At 35.2% G+C, this 5,996-nt stretch carries 3 protein-coding genes and 1 pseudogene; 1 reads left to right on the forward strand and 3 read right to left on the reverse strand.

What is annotated here, in order from left to right; translation table 11 throughout:
* Positions 1-360: pseudogene (locus AC3DU7_RS13485) on the reverse strand (tetratricopeptide repeat protein); the annotation flags it as partial.
* A gap of 1,389 nt (positions 361-1,749) precedes the next feature.
* Here AC3DU7_RS13485 and AC3DU7_RS13490 point away from each other — a divergent pair.
* A complete protein-coding gene (locus tag AC3DU7_RS13490; RefSeq protein ID WP_488039855.1) occupies positions 1,750-2,937 on the forward strand; it encodes a hypothetical protein in 1,188 nt (395 codons plus the stop codon).
* A 591-nt stretch (positions 2,938-3,528) separates the two neighbouring features.
* On the opposite strand, the gene AC3DU7_RS13495 is transcribed toward AC3DU7_RS13490, so the two are convergent.
* Positions 3,529-4,683, reverse strand: a complete 1,155-nt coding sequence (locus tag AC3DU7_RS13495) for a homocysteine biosynthesis protein (protein WP_488039856.1) — start codon at positions 4,681-4,683, stop codon at positions 3,529-3,531.
* Between the two features lie 221 nt (positions 4,684-4,904).
* Positions 4,905-5,996 (reverse strand): AI-2E family transporter (locus AC3DU7_RS13500; RefSeq protein ID WP_488039857.1); only part of this gene is annotated, 1,092 nt, incomplete at its 5' end.

Consider the following 5,996-nt stretch of genomic DNA (forward strand, 5'->3'; position numbering starts at 1 on the left):
CAGTACATTATAATCTGTATTACCAGGATTTAGTTCAGATAATTTTTCTAATGGAGATATAACCTCCTCAATATTACCCTTTCCTGATTGAATTAACTCTAATTTAACCTGTAAAAGTCCTTGTAGTGCAGTTTGATTATCTGGTTCCCTTTGTAAAACTAACTCATAACCCCGTGCTTGTGCCAGCAGATCTGCTTCTCGATCTGCTACAGGGGTCTGAGTTGAAGATGGAGTAGATTGACCATTATTTTGATTGGCCTCTAATAGTCCCCCTAATAAAGGAGATAGAGAAAATCCTAAAAAAGCAATTATTACCAATACCACCACTGCCATCAAAAAACCACGACGTTTATCTACCATGAGATTAAATTCCGTTCTACTGAACTTATTCAGACTGACCAACCCAAACTGCGGTTTGAGCTGTGACGTTCTCCTACATCATAATCTTTGATTTGATGTAGGCTTCCCAACCTCACGGACGCGGGCTTTCTGTTTCACAGGGAGTCCAACCACTTAACCCTCACCAGACAGAGATGATGAGACCCACCACCTTTTTGTACTCAACAATTCTGTACTCCAGAAAGTTCCCTCAAGAGTTTTACATTTTCACGGGTTGACGCTTAACTTCGCCAATTGAACCCCATACTCGCTATTTGTTTTCATGGTTCTCTCAGGTGCGTATTACCGCTACTCCTGATATAATCACCAATAAAAAAAGCACAAGATGCAAGCTCTAAGCGGACGCTACGCGGTTTATTTGTTGGTCGGCAATTCCCCTCCCGTTAACATTTTTATAACGAGAGACCCCTTGCCGACATCAAAGTTGGAGAATAATGGATTTCTTAACCATTTTTCTAGGCAACCTACTCTTGACATACTCCCGACGTTATGCTTGAACTACAAAGCGGAATTCTTCAACCCGCAAAGGAGTTGCAGTTTATACAGAGGTGATGCCCTCCCCCTGTATCTATAAGTATACCATGTTCTGGCTCTCCCATACGGCGCTGAATCAAATATTACAACGCGGGACTGCCCACCAGGAAAGTTAAAAGTTTTGTACAGGATTTCGCTGAGAATTAATGATAATTAAATTAAATTAGCTTGATTATTGCTTGTGTTATTGTAGCAAGCTGTCAAACTATTTCCACAATTTATTTATTATAAATATGTCCAATTTTTTTTATTTCCTACGATATACTGCGTAAACGAGCAAAACGAATTCAAGAATTATTGAAAACTTACGGATTAATCAACAATATAATTGGATGAATAACAATAATAAGGTTAATCATCCTACCTACCTAATAGGTAGGCGTGAAAATTTGTCGTTAGATTGAAGGCAGGAGGCAGAAGGCATAAGGAAAGAGGTTTAAGAGCAACTTTACTTTTTGTTACATACTTAGTTTTTTCGTGCCCACCTACTTACTAAATTTTCAAGTAGGCTGAAATAAAAGTCGAACTGACTAACCAATGAAAATCAAAAATTATAGCTGTAGGTCTTGCTTGAGCATTTGCTCAAAGAAACCTAAAATTTTCATAATCTATGTTTAAAGTGCTAGCCTAGATTAATTGTCCAATTACTGTCTAAATATTGAGCGACATCAACAATTAAGGCCAAAATAACTATGTTATTGTTGGATATCTAGGTATTTAAACTAATTATTGACACGCCCTAAGACTGAAATTTCTAATATAGTATTTTTCTGTATTCCCATAATTAGGGATGTATCTTCGCCCTAGGAATTTTTTATGAATTCTTCTATTAATAACTCCAAAAACACAAATAATTCTACAACACCTAACCAGGCCCACCCTAGTGAACTAGCTATTCACGAAGTAGATAGTAAAGAAAGCCTCTCTATACCAATTCATGGTGAAGTTGATGAGAGCTTTGTCAAATCAACTAATGAATCTTCAGATCAAGAAATGGCCAAAGAAAACGATCGAGATATTGATACTTTAACTGTGACAGATAATCAGCCATTAAATTCTTCGGAATCTCAAGATTTGGCTCAAAATGAAATTGATACCTCTAATCAAGATAATACAATTGTGCGACAACATCCAATTGCTCCTCCAAGCGAGCCAAAACAGTATCGAGCTATAGGCTTAGTTCGAGGTCGTTATCAACCTTCTACAGAACAATTTACACGCGGCAGTTTACAAACTCCTGATGGTTCAGAAATAGATGCTGTATTGTTAGGTCGAGTAATGAGTCTATTAAAAAATCATCTAGACCTAGAAGAGGAACATCTTTGGGTTGTTTATCCTCGTACTAGACAAGAAAATGATGACTTACATATTCAAATTATGGGGGTGTGGGAACCAGAAACCCTAAGAAAAATCAAAAATACTGAATTAAAAGATGAAGAAGAGAATAATGTTACTTCTTCTTTGATTATTTCTCCCACTAATGAAGATAATCAAAGTGAAGAAATCCCAGAAACATTAGAAGATGTAGATAATTCTCAAGAAACTACTATTGTTACTGATGATGATAATCAAATAGATAGTTTATTAAGCTTAAATGATGGTTATTTTTCTATCCGAGGAGAAGTAATTTATCAATCTCAAGAAGAAGAATATGTAATAGTTAGAGTTAAACAAGCTCCTCGCAAAGATGAAGATACTCCTAGGTTTTTCAAACTGAAGCTCAAAGGTCATTTAGGCGATCGTCCACTGAATCATTTCTGGGATTTACATATTCAAAGGCAGGATACATTTCTTGTTATTCAATATGCTAATGATATAGGCAGTCTATTTGTTAGTAATCATCGTAAACCTCCATTTAAAGGTAAGAAAACATTTAATCAAAATAAAAGAAGTAATTATTCTCGCAAACCTACTTCCCAGAATTATAATTCGGTAAATTCAGCTCCAATTAGAAAGGAACCTATTCCTAAACCTACTAAAAAAAATAAAAATGCAGAGGAGTAGGATGATTTGTTTTTGTTTTTTTAGAGTTTTGACTGACAAAATTGTGAGATTTTTTTCATCATTAGCATACTTGGGAAAAAGGAAAGAAAGGAGTATTTAATAAATTATCAATATCTTTAATATTATAGCGGTTTTCATAAACATAGACTACAACTTATAGAAAATAGAAAAAACTAAGTGTGACTCGATAATACCATTTTGATAAATGTTTCCTACAAATAGCTAGGGTATTTCTTATAATCCAGAATTCAGGAGTCAGAATTAATATATTTCATACCATTTTTCAGGTCGTAAATTCTCTTTTTTTTCAAAGAGACATTTCCTGCAAAGTCTTTTTATTGCACTTATTATTAGTAACATTCTTTTTTCAAATTGGTGTAAAACCTGATTTTATGGGCTTGAGAGAAAAAATCCTAGAAACATATACTGAAGGTGAAAGTTCCTATAGACAAATTGCCAAGTTTTTTCGAGTTAGTTTCAGCTTGATTACAAGGGTTATTTCACATTATCAAAAAGAAAATACTCTAGAATCAAGTGTTAAATTAACTCAATATTTGTAAGTAGGGAGTAGGGAACAGGAAATATACCTTATTAACTTTCTAGAAATGGTAAAAAAGTTCTATCCATAGGAATTGGAGCAACTGATTCAGTTAGGGTAAATTCTCCATCTTCAATCCACTGTTTTAACTCTAAAGCAATTTGATGAGAAAGGAAAATACTAGCAAGAGGGGCACTTCTAACAAGTTTGCCTTCTATTTTTATACGACCAGACTTGAGTTGAGCATAACTAACTAAACCAAAAGTTGGACGCACCCGCCGAGGAATAGAAAAATCTACTACCGGCGCCACAATATCTTGGTCTTGAATAGTACAGTTAGCCACTACTTTCTCATTCAAAACAGGTAAAGGAATGCCCACACCCAACATCATTGAAGGACCATAATTTTTAAAATAACAACCACGCACCCATTTAGATTGCATTTGTTTCGCATCACCAATTAAGGCCAAAGTAGCAGCAGGTCCAATAGGAGTACGATTAGGTAAACGTTTTTGTAAAGGAAAGTGTTGAGTACCTTCCCAAGTTATATATCCAATACCGCCACCCAGAAATATACGAGTACCAAGACCAATGACTTGTAAGTCTGGGTCATTAAATAGCGGAGAAATAGCACCAGTATTAGAATAAACTGCATTACCTAAATTTGGCATAAGAGGACCAAGATAGGTAAATAGAGGGCGATCGCCACCGTTCACACCAACTATAAAATTTTGATATAAATTTCGTGGATTGAATAAATAAAACTGGTTAATTGTTTCACGGGTGATTGTAGTTTCAAAGGTAGCTCTGGGATAACAATCTGTTACTTGACCAATTGCTCTAAGATGGACAGGTTTACCTGCAATGAGGTCTTCAATTACATGACCACCACCTCTTTCTTTAGATTCTTCACCATCTTCAGGTATTTGAGTAGCACCAAGATATAAATCTACAGCCCCAAAGCCCGAATAAGCAGAAATACCATCTAACCAGCAGGAGCGAATTTTAATTGGTGGGTCAGTATGTCCTAAATTAATGATAGCTCCAGAGGACTCCATTGGCTCAAAAGTCCCAGTGGTAATTACATCAACTTCTTTTGCTACCTGGGTAACACTGGTTTCAGCAACTCTAGTTTTGACTTCTGTTACTGTGGACACAACGGCTTTTTTGTTGATAATTTTGTCGTTAATTTCAGCAATTGTTCTCATAGATAGGGAGTAGGGAATAGGGAATAGGGAGTAGGGAGTAGAAAACAAGAAAAACAACTATATAGCAGTGTGCGCTGGTATATTTACAAATTGCAGGAGGTGTCCAATCGCTAAAAGTCTTATACTATCGACAATTTATTCCCCCTGTTGCCTGTTGCCTGTTGCCTGTTGCCTGCGCTATACCTCAGTAACTTGAGAAACGCTATACAAGGTACAAAGTATTAAATTTCTTCTTCTGAACTAGATTTAGGTAAATCTTCTGTACTTTTATCTTCTACTATCTCTACTTCAGAATCAATTTTATCTTCTACCTCGTTACGATCTACCTCAGAATATTCAGGGATAGTATCTACAGTATTTCTTTCATATGAAAAATTTTCAACTTGCCAATTATCGAGAATATCTTTAATTAATAACTCTTGAATCCAGACTCGAGCAATAATTGTCAAAGGTAAAGCAAGCAAAAGTCCTGAAAATCCAAAAAAACTAGCAAAAAATACTTGGGAAATCAACGTAATAGCAGGTAACAAAGAAACTTGTTTCGCCATCACATAAGGAGTCAAAATATTACCCTTAATTTGTTGAATCATAATGTAAAGCAACAAAACTAAACCAGATTTTAAAGGAGAATCTATCAAAGCGATCGCCATCGGTGGAATAACACTAAGAGTGGGTCCAATATTTGGCATTAAAGTTAGTAACCCTGCCAAAATTGCTTGAGCTGAAGCAAGAGGAATCTGCAATATAGATAGACTAATAAAACTTAGTAGAGCAATTACACTCATATTAATTAAAGTACCAATTACCCACCTTCCTAAGGCTATTTCACAATAGTTTAAAATTAGGTTGACTCGTTGTCGATAAAAATTGGGAAATAATCGTATAAATGCTTGACGGTAGGCACTTGGATTTACCAACATCATTATGGTTAAAACCACAATTAGCAGTAAACTCAGAAATATTCCAAAAGTATTACCAACAAACTCTCCAGCATTATTAATTAGTTGATTAAAGATAGGTTGTAGTTGAGTAATAACTTCATTAACATCAATTTTTGGTAATTGCTCTCTAAGTTGAATAGGTAATTGCTCTTTAAGTATATTCAACCAATCATTTAATTTATTAATACCCAAGGGAACAATAGTTATTAACTGTTGAAACTGCTCCGCTAGAGGTGGAACAACTACCCAGAAAAAAATCACAATTATTAGTATAAATAGACTGACCGAGATTAATAGAGCTAGGGGTCTATTTATTCTGAAACTTTGTAGCCGTCTAGCTAGTTTATTAAGAGTAGTAGCAATTACCACTGC

This window comes from Okeania sp. (genome assembly GCF_983059655.1).